The 16,019-nt window shown below is 70.1% G+C and carries 13 protein-coding genes; 7 read left to right on the top strand and 6 right to left on the bottom strand.

The window, feature by feature from the left end; translation table 11 throughout:
- Positions 1-2: 2 nt before the first annotated feature.
- Positions 3-1,742, top strand: a complete 1,740-nt coding sequence (locus tag ACFYWJ_RS06230; protein ID WP_387160982.1) for a glycosyltransferase family 87 protein — start codon at positions 3-5, stop codon at positions 1,740-1,742.
- Positions 1,743-1,746: 4 nt separating this feature from the next.
- Here ACFYWJ_RS06230 and ACFYWJ_RS06225 read toward each other — a convergent pair whose 3' ends face one another.
- Together ACFYWJ_RS06225 and ACFYWJ_RS06220 are read right to left on the bottom strand one after the other, a co-directional pair.
- Entirely contained in the window at positions 1,747-3,273 is a 1,527-nt protein-coding gene (locus ACFYWJ_RS06225) for a TerD family protein (protein ID WP_355275121.1), read from the bottom strand.
- 4 nt (positions 3,274-3,277) lie between these two features.
- Complete coding sequence (locus ACFYWJ_RS06220) at positions 3,278-4,657, bottom strand: TerD family protein (RefSeq protein WP_355275123.1); 1,380 nt, start codon at positions 4,655-4,657, stop codon at positions 3,278-3,280.
- 167 nt (positions 4,658-4,824) lie between these two features.
- Between ACFYWJ_RS06220 and ACFYWJ_RS06215 the strand changes: the two genes are divergently transcribed.
- The 4 genes from ACFYWJ_RS06215 (at position 4,825) to ACFYWJ_RS06200 (ending at position 8,104) form a co-directional block, all read left to right on the top strand.
- Entirely contained in the window at positions 4,825-5,448 is a 624-nt protein-coding gene (locus ACFYWJ_RS06215; RefSeq protein ID WP_355275125.1) for an AIM24 family protein, read from the top strand.
- A 9-nt stretch (positions 5,449-5,457) separates the two neighbouring features.
- Complete coding sequence (locus ACFYWJ_RS06210; protein WP_355275127.1) at positions 5,458-6,162, top strand: AIM24 family protein; 705 nt, start codon at positions 5,458-5,460, stop codon at positions 6,160-6,162.
- Positions 6,163-6,166: 4 nt separating this feature from the next.
- A complete protein-coding gene (locus ACFYWJ_RS06205) occupies positions 6,167-6,931 on the top strand; it encodes an AIM24 family protein (protein ID WP_355275129.1) in 765 nt (254 codons plus the stop codon).
- 123 nt (positions 6,932-7,054) lie between these two features.
- Positions 7,055-8,104 (top strand): alpha/beta hydrolase family protein, encoded by a 1,050-nt coding sequence (locus ACFYWJ_RS06200; protein ID WP_355275131.1) that lies wholly within the window; start codon positions 7,055-7,057, stop codon positions 8,102-8,104.
- Between the two features lie 46 nt (positions 8,105-8,150).
- Here the strand turns inward: ACFYWJ_RS06200 and ACFYWJ_RS06195 are convergent, their stop codons facing one another.
- The 4 genes from ACFYWJ_RS06195 to ACFYWJ_RS06180 are packed head-to-tail and all read right to left on the bottom strand — an operon-like array spanning position 8,151 to position 13,938.
- Positions 8,151-8,954: an HAD family hydrolase gene (locus ACFYWJ_RS06195; RefSeq protein ID WP_355275442.1), complete on the bottom strand. Its 804-nt coding sequence runs from the start codon at positions 8,952-8,954 to the stop codon at positions 8,151-8,153.
- Between the two features lie 38 nt (positions 8,955-8,992).
- Complete coding sequence (locus tag ACFYWJ_RS06190) at positions 8,993-11,470, bottom strand: phosphoribosyltransferase (protein WP_355275132.1); 2,478 nt, start codon at positions 11,468-11,470, stop codon at positions 8,993-8,995.
- On the bottom strand, positions 11,467-12,678 hold the full coding sequence (locus tag ACFYWJ_RS06185; RefSeq protein WP_355275134.1) for an HpcH/HpaI aldolase/citrate lyase family protein: 1,212 nt from the start codon (positions 12,676-12,678) through the stop codon (positions 11,467-11,469). Before ACFYWJ_RS06185 ends, ACFYWJ_RS06190 begins: the two co-directional genes overlap by 4 nt.
- A 42-nt stretch (positions 12,679-12,720) precedes the next feature.
- Positions 12,721-13,938, bottom strand: coding sequence for a hypothetical protein (locus tag ACFYWJ_RS06180; RefSeq protein ID WP_355275136.1), 1,218 nt, complete (start codon positions 13,936-13,938; stop codon positions 12,721-12,723).
- Positions 13,939-14,130: 192 nt separating this feature from the next.
- On the opposite strand from ACFYWJ_RS06180, the gene ACFYWJ_RS06175 reads away from it, so the two are divergent.
- Entirely contained in the window at positions 14,131-14,706 is a 576-nt protein-coding gene (locus tag ACFYWJ_RS06175) for a TerD family protein (protein WP_355275138.1), read from the top strand.
- Between the two features lie 68 nt (positions 14,707-14,774).
- A complete protein-coding gene (locus ACFYWJ_RS06170) occupies positions 14,775-15,875 on the top strand; it encodes a DUF475 domain-containing protein (protein ID WP_355275140.1) in 1,101 nt (366 codons plus the stop codon).
- Positions 15,876-16,019 lie beyond the last annotated feature (144 nt).

Raw genomic sequence — 16,019 nt, 5'->3', positions numbered from 1 at the left:
TCGTGACCGATCAGCAACTCGCGGACCAGCCGGCGTCGAGTGGTACCCGGCCCGGCCGCGAAGTGCAGTACGTCGCGCCCGCCCAGCTGGCCCCCGACCTGCGCTCGATCGACGCGCGAGACCGGCCCAGCCGCAACGATTCGCTGACCGCGCAGCTGTCGACCGTGATCGGCGGCCCGGTCGGCGATCACGCGCTGATCGGCCGGGTGCGGTTCTGGACGCCGCTGCGGGTGATGTTCGCCTTCACCGTGGTGTTCCTCGCCCTCGGCTGGACGGCGAAGGCGGGCTGCATCCAGCAGACCTCCGACGGCGCCGGCGGGCTGATGCTCGACTGGAACAACGGCCGTCAGTACGTGGCCATGTGCTACTCGGACACGGTGCCGCTCTACGGCGCCGAACGGCTCAACGAGGGCGCGTTCCCGTACAAGAAGTCCTGGACCGAGTCCACCCCCGACGGCGGCACCGAGACCAGATACATGGAGTATCCGGTGCTTTCGGGCCTGTACCAGTACGTGGCAATGCAGCTCGGCAACGTCTGGGACCACCTGCCGCTGCCGGGCGCGCTGTCGGTGGTGGTGTATTTCAACGTCGTCGCGCTCGGGCTGTCGGTGGGCTGGCTGATCACCGTGTGGGCGTCGTCGCGACTAGCCGGGCGGCGGGTCTGGGACGCGGCGCTGATCGCGGTGTCGCCGTTGGTGATCGTGCACGCGTTCACCAACTTCGACGCGCTGGCAACGGCTTTCGCGGCCACCGGCCTGCTGGCCTGGGCGCGGCGCAAGCCGGTCCTGGCCGGCGTGCTGCTCGGTCTCGGCGGCGCCGCGAAACTGTACCCGCTGCTGCTGCTCGGCCCGATCCTGGTGCTGTGCCTGCGCGCCGACCCGATGCAGCGCCAGCCCGCCGCCCGCGCGGGTCTGCGCCTGCGCGACGTCGACAGCATCGACAGCGCCCGCACCTGGCTCCGGGAGACCCCGGCCAGGACCCACCTGTTCGCGCTGCGCCCGGTCGGCGCGGCCGTGCTCGCCATCCTCGCCGCGGCCGGGACCTGGATCGCGGTGAACCTGCCGATCGCCGTGCTGTACCCGGACGGCTGGCGAGAGTTCTTCCGGCTCAACACCACCCGGCACGCCGACCCGGACTCGATCTACAACGTGATCACCTCGTTCACCGGCTGGGGTGGGTTCGACGGTGAGCTCGCGCACGGCGAACCGCCGACGGTGCTCAACACCGTCTCGCTGCTGCTGTTCCTGCTCGCCTGCGCTGGCATCGCCTATCTGGCGCTCACGGCGGCCCGCCGTCCGCGCGTGGCCCAGCTGTGCTTCCTGGTCGTCGCCGCCTTCCTGCTGACGAACAAGGTGTGGAGCCCGCAGTACTCGCTGTGGCTGGTCCCGCTGGCCGTACTCGCGCTGCCGCATCGGCGCATCCTGCTGGCCTGGATGACGATCGACGCACTCGTCTGGGTGCCCCGGATGTACTACTACCTCGGCGAGGACGCCAAGGGCCTGCCCGAGCAGTGGTTCACCGGCACCGTGGTGCTGCGCGATCTGGCCGTCCTCGGGCTGTGCGCGCTGGTCGTGCACGAGATCCTGCGCCCACAGGACGACCTGGTGCGCCGCGACTTCGTCGACGATCCGGCGGGCGGCGTGCTGGACCGCGCCCCCGACCCGCTGCTGCCGTGGCTGCCGGAGTTCCTGCGCCCCCGGCAGGCGTGCACCAGTTCGCGGCCCGCCGCGATGGTCGAGTGACCGGCTACATCCGCAGGTAGCGCGCCTGGAGTTCGGGTTCGGCCGGGAGCATGTCCAGGTCGAGTTCCCAGGCGTTGCCGGTCCACGGATCGAACAGCGGGGTACCCGGCACCGTGGGCAGGTGCCTGCACGATTGCGAGAGCAGCGTGAGCGGCCCGTCCCCGAAGTCGCCGGAACCGCTGCCGACGATCACCAGCGACAGCCCGATCAGGTCGCCGCGCACCATCAGCTGGCCGAGGCGCACCACGTCGGCGGCCTGGTAGCCGTGCGGGAAGTCGGCCGCGACGAGAATCCGGTGCTCGGCGGGCGGCACGGCTTGGCCACTGTTGTACGCGATCTCGGCGAGCTCGGCCGCGTGCGCGAGTTCACCGAGACGCGCGGGGATGTCGGCGTGATCGCCGATCACCGGTCCGGCGAGCAGCGGCGCGAGCGGCGCGGCGAGGCCGCGCAGACCGCCGGTGAGGTCGATCAGGTCGACCCGGGTCGGCTTGTCCGGCTGCGCCGCGACGAGCCGGGCCACCAGGGCACCGACCACGCGGGACGCGGCGGCGCTGGATTCGGTGTCGACCCACAGCGGCCGATTCAGCGGCACCGGAACGCAATACGGCACGCGCAGCGCGCCGCGATCGAGGGCGTACAGCTCGCCGAGCCGGATACCGTCGCTGCGTACGGCTTTCGTCGTCCAGGCCGGGGCCAGCCAGGACGCCAGCGCGGCGGGCATCACCGCGTCGGCCTCGGCGATCTCGCGACCGAGCTGGTCGCTGTCGCGCCGATGGTTCCCGTCGGCGACCCCGACCAGCTCGTCGTGGCGGCGCTGCGCGGCGGTGCGCGCGGCGTCGGCGGCCGGGGTGTTGCGGGTGGCCGGGTTCGACACCGCGTCGGACAGTTCCTGATCCAGCCGGTTCGCGGCGTAGTCGCGAGCGGAGAGCAGGGCGGCCGCCGAGCGGGCCGCGTCCTCGAAGATCATCCACATCCGCTGCAGGCCGTGGTCGACCTCCAGCGGCACCCCGGGCGAGGCGGGGGCGGCGGGCCGCTCGACCGTCTCGGTCGGCGCGGTCGCGCGCGGGGTCACCGGGGCGGGCACGCCGTGCGCGGGCAGCAGCTGCGCCGCCCCGCCGTCGTACCCCTGACCCAGTGCGCGCAGCTTCCAGCCGCCACCGCGCCGATACACCTCGAGGCAGATCAGCGCGCTCTCCCCCGCGGTCGGCGCGATCACGAATTCGGCGGTGGGCGCACCGTTCTCGGCCAGCGTCGCGGTGACGCCGCCGAGCACGTGCCCGGCGGCGACGTAGAGCAGCACGGCGTTCGCGTCCGACCTGACCTGCGTCAGCGCCAGGTCCACCGCGCCACCGGTGAAGGTGACGCCGGGAGCCTCGGGCCGCGACGCGCACACGTGATCGTGCTCGTCGCGCACCCGCAGGTTCTCGTCCACCACCAGCGCGCCGAGTTCGACGGTGCCGGTGGTCTGCGCGGTGAAGCGCACGGTGCCGGCGGACAGCGCGATGTTCTGCCCCGCCTTCAGGTGAATCAATATTTCACTCTCTGCCGAGGAACCGGCCGAGCTGCGGCACGGCTTCGCCGGGATGCTTGGCCTGGAAGCCCTCACCCAGCGCTTGCATCTTCCAGTCGGCGCCGACCCGGTACACCTTGGCCATCGCCATCGCCGTGAACGGCATGCCGCCCGCGAGGGTGTAGCGGGCGAGCTCGCCGTTGTTGGCGCCGTCGATCAAGCGGCAGAACGCGTTCTGCACCTGCTCGAAGGTGTGCCCCTTGTACGAGGTGACGATGAACAGCAGCGTGGAGATGTGCGCGGGAATCCTGGTGAGGTCGACCAGGATCATCTCGTCGTCGCCCTCGCCCTCACCGGTCAGGTTGTCACCCTGGTGGCGCACCGAGCCGTCCTTGGACGACAGCTGGCCGTAGTAGGCGACGTCGACGAGGTTGTTGTCGGCGAACAGGCAGACCGAGGCGTCGAGGTCGATGTCGACGGTGCGGTTGCCGAACATGCCGCGGGTGCGCACCGGGTCCCAGCCGAGGCCCATCTTGACGAAGGTGAGCGCGGCGCCGCCCTCCTTGCGGAGCGTGACGCGCTGCCCCTTCTGCAGGCTGACCGGGCGATCCTTGCTCAGGCTGACCTCACCGGCCGGCTGCTGCGGCGGCGCGGCCTGCGCCGGCGGCGGGTAGCCGGGGCCGGGACCGGGCGGCGGCGGGTACCCCGCGCCGGGCGGCTGCTGCGCCGGACCGGGCGGCGGCGGGTAGCCACCACCGGGCGGCGCGTAGGCGGGGGCCTGCTGCGGCGGGTAGCTCGGCGCGGCCTGCGCCGGGTAGGCGGGCGGCGGCGGAGCCTGCTGCGGCGCGGCCTGCTGCGGCGGCGGGGCCTGCTGCGGCGCGGCGGCGGCGGGCGCGGGCGAATCGTCCACCTGCACACCGTGATCGGTGACCAGCGCGGCGAAGCCACCGGCGTAGCCCTGGCCGACCGCGCGGACCTTCCAGCTGCCTTGACGGCGGTACAGCTCCAGCGCGATCACGATCGACTCGGCGGCGAGCCCGTCGATCCGGTACTCGAACAGCTGGTTACCGGCGGCGTCGGAGACGATCGCGGTGGGCGGGGCGAACCGGCCGAAGTTGCTGTTCGCGTCGTCGAGGGTGATGACCGCGCGGATCTGGTCGATGTCGGCGGGCACCGCGGGCAGCGAAACCGCAAGGGAGGCCGCCTGACCCGCCGGTCCGGGGCGCAGGTCGACACCGGGCCCGCTCGGCTGGTTGTAGAAGACGAAGTCGGCATCCGTGCGGACCTTGCCCTGCTCGGTCACGAGCAGCGCGGACAGATCGGCCGGTGCCGTGAGCTGGAGCGAGATCACCACGTCACTGACGGCCAGTGGACCGTTCTGGCCCTTGGCGAGTGTTGCAGACAAGTTCGACCCTTCGCTTGTCGGTGCGGTCGTCTGCCACTCTACGAGAAAGCGGCGACGAGCGTCCGCGCTCCGCAGCCACGGCGCGTGCCCGATCGATCGGTTAGGGTGTCCACGCAGTACGTATCGGGCATTCCACCCGCCTGTTCAGAGGGGACCCCAGGGCCGTCATGGCGCAGCTGTTCGAACAATCGAAGAAGGTGATCGAGGCCCACCTCGCGGGGACCAGTATCCGCGCGATCTCCGGCTCGATGGTCGCCTACGAAGGCAATGTGCAGTTCAAGTCGGCCGGGTTCGGCGGGGGCGAGGGCGTGCTGTCCGGCCTCAAGCGCCGCGCCACCGGCGAGAAACTGTCCCTGATGGAATGCACCGGCAACGGCCGCGTCTTCTTCGCGGTGAACGGCCAGAACGTCACCGTGGTCGACCTGAACAACGACACGCTGCAGGTCGAGTCGCAGCAGTTGCTCGCCTTCGCGGGCAATCTGCGCACCGACGTGCGCTTCGCCGGCGTCGGCGGGATGTCGGCGGGCAGCGGCCTGTTCACCACCACCGTCAGCGGGCAGGGCCAGGTGGCGCTGCTGTCGGCGGGCGGCCCGCTCATCCATCTCGAGGTCTCGCCGCAGTATCCGCTGATCGTGGACCCGGACGCGTTCGTCGCGGCCCGCGGCAACCTCAACCAGTCCTTCGTCACCGATGTCTCCTGGCGCACCATGGTCGGCCAGGACGCGGGCGAGGCCTTCTCGCTGCGGTGGGACGGCCAGGGTGTCGTGCTGATCCAGCCGGCGGAACGGTAGGCAACGGCGATGTTCGAGAAGATCAACGGCAAGGTCGTCAAGGTCGACGTCGGCCAGGCGGGCGGCGTCGTCGCCCGGACCGGCGCGATGCTGTTCTACCAGGGCCAGGTCGCGTTCGCGCCGCACCAGATCCCCGGCGCCGGTCCCGGCATGGGCGGCGGCGGCCTGATGCGGATGGCGGGCGCGATGATGGCGGGCGAGCACGAGCGCACCATGCTGGCGCGTGGAAACGGCACCGTCCATTACGGATTCGCCGGGCTCGAGGTGCACGTGGTGCAGATGCAGCAGGGCGCGGTGCTGCGGGTCGAGGCGTCGCGCCTGCTGGCCAACACCGCGGGGCTGCAGTCCTCGGTGGTCTCGGTGGCCAGTTCCGGTGGTAGCGGCGGCGGAGGCGGTGGCGGCCTCATGGGCGCGCTGCGTGGCGCCGCGGCGGGTGTCGTGACCGGCCAGGGCATGTTCACCACCCAGCTCAGCGGCCAGGGCGCCGCGGTACTGCTGGCGCACGGCGGATTCCTGGAACTGCAAGTGGGCGGGCCGAATCCGGTGATCGTCGATCCGCAGGCGTTCGTGGCGGCGTACGGAAATGTGCAGACCGAGCTGAAGTCGGCGATGAGCTGGCGCGACGCGGTCGGCCGTGGCGCGGGCGAGGCGATGCAGTTGCATTGCCACGGACAGGGTGTCGTATTCGTGCAGGCCTCCGAAGAGAAGTTGTGAGCCGATGAGCCAGATCCATTCCCCGATGACTCTCGGTGCCAGCGACAACATTCCGGGCAACAGCTACGCCTACTGCATCGACCTGACCGGCCCGTGGTTCATGCGCAAGGGCGCGATGATCGCCTACTACGGCCAGATCCAGTTCCAGATGCTCACCCACGGCCTGCAGGGCAACATGATGCACATGGTGAGCAGCCAGTTCTCCGCGCCGCTGTTCGCCGGTGACTACGTGGTGGCCGAGGGCCACGGCAAGCTGATCATCGGCGACCGCGGCTACGACATCAATTCCTATGACCTCGAGGACGGCAACCTCACCATCCGGGGCGCCAACCTGCTCGCCTTCGAGCCGGGCCTGGCGCTCAAGCAGTCGATCGTGCCCGGGTTCCTCACCCTGATCGGCACCGGCAAGTTCCTCGCCTCCTCCAACGGCCCGGTGATGTTCGCCGAGCCGCCGCTGCGGGTCGACCCCGAGGCGCTGGTCGGCTGGGCCGACTGCCCCTCCCCCAGCCACCATTTCGACCAGGGCTGGATCGGCAGCTTCCTGGCGGCGGGCGCGGCCAGGATGGGCGCGAACTCGGGCGAGGAGCGCCAGTTCGACTTCACCGGAGCCGGCACCGTGCTGATCCAGTCGTCGGAGAAGGTGATGAGCGACCAGGCCCTGGTCCGGACGATCGAGGGCCAGCTCCAGAGCGGCATCACCGTCGGCGGATTGCAGCGCATCCAGGGCGTGATCGCCCAGCAGCTGCAGGGCCAGCAGCAGCACTACTGAGTCCACTCCCGCAATTCTGAAACGAGAACGCGCCAAAACCTGACGGCGGGTCCCACCCGGCCGCTACGGTGGGCACCGCCGAGAGAACGGGTCGGCACGAGCTCGATCAGAGGAGTGGGCGCAGTGCAGCGTCGCAGCATCCGACGGATCGTGGCGGCGGCACTGTGCGCCGTCACCGCGTCGATCATCACCGGCATCCCGGCGACGGCGGCGCCCGCCACCGCACCCGGCGTCGACATCGACGCGGTGACCGCGCCCAACGGTTCCTTCATCGAGAAGATGGAGGTCACCGACGCCCGGCACCTGCGCCTGTACGTGCACTCCGCGGCGATGGACAAGACCTTCCCGGTCGACATCCAGCGCCCGGCCGACACCTCCGTCCCCAAGCCCGCGCTGTACCTGCTCAACGGCGCGGGCGGCGGCGTCGACCGCGCCTCCTGGCAGCTGCGCACCGACGCGCTGAGCTTCCTGGCCGACAAGGACGTCAACGTCGTGCAGATCATCGGCGGCGCGTGGACGTTCTATACCGACTGGATCAACCCCGATCCGGTGCTCGGTGTGAACAAGTGGCAGACCTACATCGCCGAGGAACTGCCCCCGCTGATCGACGCGGCGCTGGGCACCAACGGCGTCAACGCCATCGCGGGCCTGTCGATGTCGGGCATTCCCGTGCTGAACCTGGCGATCGCCAAGCCCGGCCTGTTCCGCAGCGCCGCGGTGTACAGCGGGCTCACCCAGGTCAGCGACCCGGCGGGCCAGCAGGCGGTGAAACTGACCGTCGAGCTGTACGGCGGCGGCGACGCCGAGAACATGTGGGGCCCGGTCGGCGGACCGCTGTGGGTGGCCAACGACCCGCTGGTGAACGCCGAGAAGCTGCGCGGCACGCATCTTTTCGTCTCCACCGGCACCGGTATCCCCGGCATCCACGATCAGCCGGGCGGCCCGTTCCGGATGGAGAAGCCCGCCGACACCCCCAAGACGGTCGCGCTCGGCGCGCTGATCGAGGGCGCGATCTTCGTGTCCTCGCACAACCTGCAGTCGCGGCTGGATCAGCTGGGCATCCCCGGCACCTTCGTCTACCGCGATACCGGCACCCACTCGTGGGGCTACTGGCAGGACGATCTCAAGACCTCCTGGCCGGTGCTGGCGAAGGGCCTGTTCCCCGAGTCCTAGCGTCGACGAGACCCGGGTGCCGCTGCGGCACCCGGGTTTTCGTGTCTCAGACGGGGTCGGGGGCCAGCGCCGAGCGTTCGAGCGCGGCGTGGAACCACTCCAGGATCTCCACCCCGGCGAGAATTCCCGCGGTCGTGGTCACCGTGAGGTTGGACGCCGTGAAGTCCAGCTCCTCCAGCTCGCCGTGCCGTGGCCGGATCGCGGCGTCGGCCGCGGCCAGCATCGGCGCGTCCAGCGCACCGTCGCCCGCGGTGAACAGCGTCGCGCCCGTGCTCACCGCACCGGCGTCGGTCAGCCTGCGACGAACCTCGGCGACGGCCAGACTCTTGCAGACCGCGTCCGGCATCGTGTAGATCTTGCGGCCCTGCTGCGAGGCCGACCAGCCGCGGGCGCGGCACCAGGCGTCCCATTCGGCGAGGAAGCCGGTGGGCACCGCCTCGGGGCGAACCACCAGGTAGCAGAACAGCCCGTCGGCCTCCCGGTACTTGGTGACCCAGGAATCGTCGATGCGGGAACGCCATTCGGCGCCGATCTCGGCGAGGGTGGCACCGGACGCGCGCACCTTGTCGTCGATCCCGGCGCGCCAGGTCGGGTCGGGCAGGCCGTCGACCAGGATGTTGCCGCCGTTGCTGGTGATGGCGTAGCGCCACGGCGCGCCCGGCAGGTCGATCCGCTGGAATTGCTCGATCGTGCGGGTCGTCGTCGGGATCACCGGGGCGGCCGCGGCCAGTTCGGACAGCAGGGTCACGGCGGTGGTGGTCATGTACGACAGCGGTTCGCCCTCGTAGTACTCCACACACAGCTTCGCCACCGCGTCGGCGCCGCCGAACCCGTTGCGCGAGTAGATCATCGTGCGATCGAGGTCGGTGGCGAACAACGCGTCGGCGGTCACTGATCGAGCTCCTTGATCAGGCCCATGCAGCTGTAGGCCAGGTCGGGGACCACCTCCACCGGGACATTGCGCGCGGCCGCGAGCAGGCGGATGTGGGCGTGCTCGGGAGCATCAGCTTCGCGAACCAGCACCCGCCACGGTACCCGGCGCAGCAGCACGCGAGTCGTCTCGCCGACCCCCGGCTTCACGAAATTCACTGTCGCGACACCATATTCGGCCCGCACCCGCTCCACCGAGGCCCAGCCCGACCAGTCGGGGGTGCGGTCGGAGGCCTGGATCGCGGCGACCGCGGCCGGCACCTGATCGCGCACGGCGCCGAAGGCGGCCGTCACCGCGTCGAGCAGCTGGTTCGAGACATCGACGTCGGCGAGTTCGCGATAGAACTTCGCGCCGTGGAACTCGCCGGGGCCGATCAGGGTGTCGTTGAGGACGGTGCGCGAGACCAGCCCGGACACCGTGGAATTCAGGCACGCGGAGGCGATCAGGAAATCGTCGCGGGTGCCGTAGGTGCGCACCGAGTTGCCCGGATCGGCGAGCACGACCAGCTCGTCGTCGAACCGGGCGCCGCCGGCGGCGTGATAGGCGTCGAGCGCCTCGGTGAGCTCCTTGGTGATGGCGCCCTTGCCGGTCCAGCCGTCGACGAACACGATCGAGGCCGGATCATGGTGCCGGGCCAGGTAATCCAGCGCCACCGCATCGATGCCGCGATCACGCACGATCGACACCGCGTAGTGCGGCACGGTCAGACTCGGCCTGCCGACACCACTGGCCAGCCACCGCCGCATGAGCACACCGACCGGCGTACCCGCCCTGGCCAGCGACACCAGCACGATGTCCTCGCCGCGCTCGGCGACGACCAACTCGGCCACCGTCGCCACCGCGAGCGCCAGCCGTTCCGCGCTCTCGGCCAGCACCCGCTCGAACAGCTCCCGGTACTCGGCGTCGGGCTGGTATTCGACGGGCAGCGATTCCGCGTAGTGGGCGACACCCGCCTGGATCCGCCGTTCGCGCTCGGCGACATCGGCTTCCAGGTCGGCGCCGGACAGATCCTTGATCAGCCACGACACCTCGTCGGCGGCGTAGGAACCGAAGTCGGGGCCGTGCAACGGTCGCGGGAGGGCATGCTGCGCTGATCTGCCGTCCGCCGACGCGGGCTCCGCGGACGCCCTGACGGTGTGCAGCGCTCGCGGGTCGGCACCGGGCAGCACCGCGATCAGCACATCGGCACCCGACGCGGTGAGCACGTCGACCAAACCGTCGGGGGCGACGAGCTGATCGGTGTCGGCGGGCGGATCGATGACGACCAGCAGCACCGGCGTCGCGTCGCTGTCTCGCCACTGCGCGTTGTACAGGTAGCGCTGAGCGGTCGCGTCCGGCTCGGGCGCGTGGAACCGGAAGCCACGTCGCAGTGGGTAGCCGGGCTCGTCGAGCACGTAGGCCGGTGAGCGCGTGGTGGTCTGGAAGCGAGTGGGCGTCCCCGCGTCCGCCAGCTCGGCGGCCAGCCGCAGCGGCAGGTACATCAGTTCCTCGTGGCCGAGCACGATCACCGGACGACCGGCGAACTCGGCGTCGAGGCGCGCCCGCACCTGCTCGGTGGCCGCCGTCAGCGCGACGTCGAACGCGGCGACATCGGAGTTCAGGATGCCGTGCCGTCCACCTTCGGGAACATCGGCGGGCCAGGACAATTCGATCCGGCCCGACGAACCACGCTGGGCCGCTGTCGGATTGAGCTGCGGCTCCGGCAGCGCGGTGACCGTCTCGATCAGGCCGTCGGGCAGCTCGGTGCGGCCCGCCGCCAGGCACACGGTGTCGATGCGGGCGCCGAGTTCGGCGGCGAACGCCTCGAACTTGGCGCGGTCGTCGGCGGTGCGCATGTCGACCAGCGAGGCGAGCACGTAGTGCGAGCGCGGCGCGAACGCGTGCAGGGCGCGCACGGCGTCGATGGCGGTGTCGCCGGTGGAGATCTCGTCGTCGACCAGCACCAGCGGCAGGTCGTTGACGAAGATGTCGGCGGGCGCGGGCTGGAGCAGGTGCGAGGTGGCGTGCGAATGCCCCTCCTCGAACCCGGTCAGCGTGGTGGCCCGCTCGACCTCGCGACGGGTGGAATGCAGGTAGCAGCCCGCGCCGATCCGCGCCGCCACGCAGTGGCCGAGACCCGTCGCGGTCTCGGCGAAGCCGAGCACGACGGGTTCGCGGTCGCCGAGCACCGCGCGCACGAGGTCACCGAGCCGGTTGCCGGCGCCGATCACCACGCGCGGGTCGGTGGGCAGGTGCTTGCCGAGCACGGTCGACACCAGCAGGTGCGCCCGGCGCGGATTGCGGCGCAGGCCCGGCTGGACCAGCGCGGCGATCGAGAGTTCGCCCGGCAGCGCGTCCTCGGCCGCCGACGCGGCGAACGACTCGCCGTGCCGCAGTTCGATGCCGAGATTCGCGGTCGCCCACGGTGTTTCGAGATCGAGGCCGAACGTGCTCATTCGGCGATCATCGCTGTCAGCAAATCCACGAAGGACACTCCCTTGTTCGCGACCCCGAACGCGCGAGCCCGGACCAGCGTCTGGCGGGCCCAACTGCGGTGCGGGCGCATCTCGTTCATCTTGTTGCGGTACTCCGAGGCCGCGACGCCGCCGACGTCGGCCTCCATGATGTGCAGCGCGTCGGCGTACTCCTCGTGCGTCACCACCGACAGCGCGTGCACCGCCGCCACGTGCGACGGGTGGATCACCGTCTTGCCCTGGATGCCGTTGGCGCGGTCCAGGGTGATCTCGCGCAGCAGGCCGTCCAGATCGCGGCTGACCAGGTACTGCCGGAACGGCACCGCGTCGGACTCCTCGAACGGCGCGGTCCGCAGCAGCGGCCGGAACATCCGCTCGTGATCGGCGAAGTACTCCCACACCGGTCCGGTGATGATGAAACCGGTGCCGTCGGCGCGGCCCAGGTAGTTCACGATGTCGGCGATCACGTCGGCGACCACGCGCACGTCGTAGATCGTGAGATCGCGGTCGCGGCGGATGCCGAAGGTCGAGCACATGTCGGTGGCGCCGATGCGCACCGCGAGCAGCTGGTCGCGGTGTTCGGCGAGCAGCTCGGCGATCCGCGAGAGCTGCTCGTCGCGGGTCTGGCGGTGCACCAGGTTCGCCGATTCGAGCACCGGCATGCCGTAGATCGGGCGGTCCAGGGTGCGCCGGGCGTCGTCGAGGGCGGCCAGGTAGGCGGGCCCGGTGACGGCGTCGAACTTGGGGAAGACGAATCCGGTGAGCACCTCGGCGCCCGGCCCGAGCGCGCCGACCAGCTCGGTGACGGTCTGCGGATCACGCACCCGCACGAACAGCATCGGGTTCGGTTCCTCGCTGCGCGCGAGCAGATCCAGCGTCGCCACCGCGTGCTGCTTGGCGGCCTCCACCTGGTGGTCGGCGACGGCGTCCTCGAGGTCGATCACCATCGAGCAGACGCCGCGCGCCGCCCGTCTGCTGATCGTGGCGGCCAGATCGGGGCGGGTGGCGGGCACATACAGCGTCGCGCCGAGCGCGGTCGCCAGTAATTCCCGGTCGTCGGTGCCGACGATCGGCTCCGGTTCGACCAGGAAGAGTTCGCGGGACCTGGGCCCGCACAACTGCCGAAAATGGCGCAGCGGAACCTGCTTACGCAGGCAAATCTCCGGCGCGACGGCGTACCCCGCGGTCATTCCCCCCACCTCATTTTCCGGGCCATCTCATGTTCTGTGTTCCTACGTGCTGTCGGTTCGTGCGGTTTTTCTCATGCGGTCGACCACGCCGGCGATGAACGCCGCGACGGTATCCAGTTCGGACACGTACGCCCAATAGTCTGGATGACGACCCGTCAGTCCGGAAATGATGCGGTCGAGACGTTCGGCCTGCGCGTCGAGGACCGAGCCCCACTCGCCGACCAGTCCACGGTCGACCGCGAGCATCTGCGCGTCCCGCAGCCGGAATCGTACGGTGCGGGCGTGCGCATCGGGGTCGGCACGCACCTCGCGCAACAGTTCGAGGCGCCGGGTGACGGCGTCGACCAACTGCTCGGCCTCGGCGAGATGCTGGCGCGCGGTGGCGGTCAATTCAAGGGCGGTCTCCGGGTCGTGATCGGCAGCCGCGACACGCGCGCCCACCAGCGCCGTGTCCGCGGCGTCGATGCCGCGCCGGCTTTCCCGCTCATTGTTGGTCAAGTCCGCCGAACTCGCAGCGTTGAACTCCCGCAGCAGGGCCGAGTAGGCCGGGCCGAGCGCGTCGGCCCGGTTGCGGACGGCCGCCAGCCTGGTCGTCACCGAGGCGATCGCGTTCGCCGCGGCCGACGCGCGAGAAGGGGCTTGCGCCAACGCATCCGACAGCTCCGCCGTCGCCTGCTGCACCTCCGCCGCGACCGTGCGCGCGGCCGCCACCGCCGCCAGCGGATCGGTCGTGGACGCTGTGATCAGAGCCTCATTCAGTCGCCTTACACCGGCCTCGATCGAGGGGTACGACGCGTAGCCGGACGACGCCGCCGCCGCGAGCACGCGCTCGGCCTCATCGCGGACCTGCGCCAGCAGCTGGGGCACCGCCGAGCGCACCCGGGCCGCCTCGGCCAGCTCCGCGCTGCGGGCGTGATAGAACTCGTCGACCCCGCGCGCGGCCTCGTTGAGCTGGCGAACCAGCGCGTCGGCCCTGGCCGGGCCGTCGGCGACCGGCGTCCCGGCGGCCTCGGCGGCGTCGAGTTCGTCGGTGAAACTCAGGTACGCGCCCGCCGCGGCGTAGCACCGCGCGCGCACCGGGTCCCAGAGCGCGCCGACCCGGCGGTCCGGGAAGACCTGATCGCTGGCCACCACACCCGCCTCCGCCGCCGTCTGCCGTCGATCCATGTCGAGGAAGGCGGCCGACGCCGCGGCGCGCGCCCCACTGATCCACTCATGGTCCGCCCCCGATCTGAACCAGCCGCGTCTGCGAGGTGTCACCGGCACATCCCCTTTCCGAACCGCGCGGCGACCCGCCCACGCACTGCCCCGATGGTAGGAGATTCCCCGCGTTCACCAGGGCTCCAGCTCGTTCCTACGCAAGATCCGCGAAACCTATTACTGTCGTAGCCGTACCCGGCGATTCGGACATGCTGGGAAACGACACACCGGACTAACCGAAGGGATTCCCGCATGGGTGTCAGTCTGTCCAAGGGCGGCAATGTCTCGCTGACCAAAGAGGCCCCGAACCTGACCGCGGTCGCGGTCGGCCTCGGCTGGGACGTGCGCACCACCACCGGCACCGACTTCGACCTCGACGCCAGCGCGATCGCGACCGGCGCCGACAAGAAGGTCGTCTCCGACAAGCACTTCGTGTTCTTCAACAACCTGAAGTCCCCCGAGGGTGCCATCGAGCACGCCGGCGACAACACCACCGGTGAGGGCGAGGGCGACGACGAGGTCATCAACGTCGACCTGGCCAACACCCCGCCGACCATCGAGAGCATCTTCTTCCCCGTCTCGATCTACGACGCGGAGACCCGCTCGCAGTCGTTCGGCCAGGTGCGCAACGCCTACATCCGCGTCGTCGACCGGGCCAACGGCAACGAGCTCGCCCGCTACGACCTGTCCGAGGACGCCTCCACCGAGACCGCTATGGTCTTCGGCGAGCTGTACCGCAACGGCGCCGAATGGAAGTTCCGCGCCATCGGACAGGGCTACGCCTCCGGCCTGGCCGGTATCGCCCGCGACTACGGCGTCAACGTCTAGTCATCGTCGCGAACAGGGGGCTCGTCTGATGGGCCCCCTGTCCGTGTGACACAGAAAGGTCCCTCCGCGTGATTACGCGCATCTTCGGTATGTCGGTCGTCATCACGGTCCTCTCGCTGGTCGTCGCCTTCCTCTACGGTGGCCCGACCGCGCTGGCACTGTGTGCGATCCTCGGTATTCTCGAGGTCTCGCTGTCGTTCGACAACGCCGTCATCAACGCCACCGTCCTGGAACGGATGAGCGAGTTCTGGCAGCGGATCTTCCTGACCGTCGGCGTCATCATCGCCGTGTTCGGCATGCGACTGGTGTTCCCGCTGGCCATCGTGTGGATCACCGCCGGGCTCGGTCCGATCGAGGCGTTCGATCTGGCCCTCAACCCGCCGCCGGACGACGCCGCCTACTTCCCCGACGGCAGCCCCAGTTACGAAACCCTGCTGACCGACGCGCACCCGCAGATCGCGGCGTTCGGCGGCATGTTCCTCGCGCTGCTGTTCCTGAACTTCATCTTCGAAGAGCGTGAGATCACCTGGCTGAGCTGGCTGGAGCGCCCGCTGGCCAAGGCGGGCAAGCTCGACATGCTCTCGGTGGTCGTCGCGGGCACCGGCCTGATCCTGACCGCCGAGTTCCTGGCCAAGGACGAGGATCGCTCGACCGTGCTGGTCGCGGGCCTGCTCGGCATGATCGTCTACATCGCGGTCGACGGCCTCGGCTCGATGTTCCACACCGAGGACCTGGAGAGCTCCGGCCCGTCGACCCTGGTCAAGGCCACGGGCAAGGCCGCGTTCTTCATGTTCCTCTACCTCGAGGTCCTCGACGCGTCGTTCTCCTTCGACGGCGTGATCGGCGCGTTCGCCATCACCTCCGACCCGATCATCATCGCGCTGGGCCTCGGCTTCATCGGCGCCATGTTCGTCCGGTCGATCACGGTGTACCTGGTCCGCCAGGGCACCCTGTCGGAGTACGTGTACCTCGAGCACGGCGCCCACTGGGCGATCGGCGCGCTGGCCGCGATCCTGCTCGTCTCCATCGGCATTCACGTCGACGAGCTCATCACCGGCCTGATCGGTGTCGCCTTCATCGGCGCCGCGTTCATCTCGTCCATCATGCGCAACCGCAAGAACGAGCCCGACGCGATCGACGAATCGAAGGAAACCGCCCCGGTCAGCTGATCCGGCGACAGCACGAACGAACCGAGTCCGGTGTGGCGCAAACCCTTGTGCCACACCGGACTCCGGCATTTCCGGCCGGAATCCTCCGCCACCGCATCGAACATGCCAGGATCTCCTGAAACCCCCACTCGTATCGGGAGCCAG

The sequence above is a fragment of the Nocardia sp. NPDC003269 genome, from assembly GCF_042888005.1.
GTDB lineage: Bacteria > Actinomycetota > Actinomycetes > Mycobacteriales > Mycobacteriaceae > Nocardia.
The sequence above is the reverse complement of the archived record's forward strand: the minus strand, read 5'-3'. Positions and strand labels throughout refer to the sequence as shown.

Coding starts and splice junctions, on each gene's coding strand:
- ACFYWJ_RS06175 (WP_355275138.1), top strand. CDS start 14,131: ATGGGTGTCAGTCTGTCCAAGGGCGGCAATGTCTCGCTGACCAAAGAG.
- ACFYWJ_RS06205 (WP_355275129.1), top strand. CDS start 6,167: ATGAGCCAGATCCATTCCCCGATGACTCTCGGTGCCAGCGACAACATT.
- ACFYWJ_RS06215 (WP_355275125.1), top strand. CDS start 4,825: ATGGCGCAGCTGTTCGAACAATCGAAGAAGGTGATCGAGGCCCACCTC.
- ACFYWJ_RS06210 (WP_355275127.1), top strand. CDS start 5,458: ATGTTCGAGAAGATCAACGGCAAGGTCGTCAAGGTCGACGTCGGCCAG.
- ACFYWJ_RS06195 (WP_355275442.1), bottom strand. CDS start 8,954: ATGATCTACTCGCGCAACGGGTTCGGCGGCGCCGACGCGGTGGCGAAG.
- ACFYWJ_RS06190 (WP_355275132.1), bottom strand. CDS start 11,470: ATGAGCACGTTCGGCCTCGATCTCGAAACACCGTGGGCGACCGCGAAT.
- ACFYWJ_RS06185 (WP_355275134.1), bottom strand. CDS start 12,678: ATGACCGCGGGGTACGCCGTCGCGCCGGAGATTTGCCTGCGTAAGCAG.